Source organism: Methylocucumis oryzae, from assembly GCF_000963695.1.
Classification (GTDB): domain Bacteria; phylum Pseudomonadota; class Gammaproteobacteria; order Methylococcales; family Methylomonadaceae; genus Methylovulum; species Methylovulum oryzae.
Map to the genome: position 1 here is coordinate 1 of NZ_LAJX01000360.1, position 1560 is coordinate 1560.

Here is a 1560-nt window from a genome sequence, read left to right on the forward strand (position 1 = left end):
CAAAGAGATTTATTTTTTGCCAAAACTGTGTCCACCTATGAGCCGTTAAAACTAATGCCCGTAACGTTAAGATACCGGCAGCCCCCAATACTGTTGACTTTAGCCAGTAGCACCCATTTTCTTAGCCCGCTTTTCTTTCCACTTATTAGGAACGCCTTTATTAACACGAGGTTTTGATGGCTTGGGCGTCTTCGGTCGGTAATAAACAACTCGTCGAATAGAATCAACTAACTCGAAGAAAAGAGTTAAGGCACGCCCGGAATTGATGACCAAGAACACGGCTATATCTCGCGCCACCGATTTAACAGCATTTTTCAATTGCGGCGCTTTGTAGCATTTCTCAGTTTCTACTGATTCGGATGCTACGGACAAAGCGGAAAGGGTGCGAGCAATGACGCAAACAATAAGGATAGCGAACAGTTCTTGCCGCACGCCATTAACGGTTTTAGCATGGAAGCGTTCGACTTCGAAGCCGACTTTTTCATCGCGATAATGATTTTCAATGCCCCACCTGCGATAGTAAAGATTAATAATCGCCGGATAAGGAATCGCTGTGTTTGGCAGATGGGCAATAAGCACGGATACCGTGCCGTCCGGATGAGGTAAACGAATAAGGCGAAGCCTTAACGATAGGTGTTCATGCTCATCTTTACGGTGTCGACGCTGAAAAGAATTACTCGGCGTGAGATAAACAAACGCCTCTTTTTTGCTTGATTGTACAAACTCTTCAACGACGGCAAAGGTTGATTGTGCCGGACATCGGATTAAAAAACAGTGCGCTTGCTCAATCAACGCGAGGATAAAGGCATAGCTAGGATAACCTCGGTCGAAGAGTAAGACACTGTCTTTGGGTAATCCCGTTATCAACGCGAGTGCTTGTTCACGTTCATTGCCATCCTGAATCGAGCAAACACTGCGTCTGACTGGTATGCGCCGAAATACGTCATACACCGTATTGATGACCGCTTGTGGGTAATGACCTTTGCCGGGCGTGTTTAAACCACTGTCGGGATCAAATTCCTTCCGTAAGACTTGAGCTGAAGGTAGATTGAATTTGGAGCCGTCAATACCAAAAACATTGAAACCCTGCCACCTATATTCCTCACGCGACGGGAAAACCACATACGCCAAATCGACTATCTTATGTAACAAATCCGCTAATGCCGACCAATCGAGCTTGCTACGCGCTTTAGTCAGTGCGCTACGATGCAAGGAGGTTGCTTGTGGCCATAGCCCATTCTGCCGCATGGCCTTATAAAACTGACTTAGCTTAATGTCTACACCTTCAAATCGCGAACCTCCTGCTAGAAACAACAGGGTCAGGATAAGATGAAGTAAAGGTAACTTGCGATTTTTAGTGAAATCTCCAGCTTTTTTCTTGGCTAGGTTTTGGCAAAATGTAAGAAGTAGGTTTGTGAGTTGCTGATAGAAATTTAGCAGCAAGTATTCTGTTTTTTATCAACTTCCATAACAAGCAATAAATTTATTAAATATCATATAGATATAACAAGTTAGGTGCTAAAATCAACAGTATTGATGCCCGGGTTAGCCCCTCTATCG

General features: G+C 44.3%; 1 protein-coding gene. It reads right to left on the bottom strand.

Annotated elements, in window-relative coordinates; genetic code table 11:
- Window positions 1-99 precede the first annotated feature (99 nt).
- On the bottom strand, window positions 100-1443 hold the full coding sequence (locus tag VZ94_RS21575) for an IS4 family transposase (protein WP_109867750.1): 1344 nt from the start codon (window positions 1441-1443) through the stop codon (window positions 100-102).
- Between the last annotated feature and the right edge of the window lie 117 nt (window positions 1444-1560).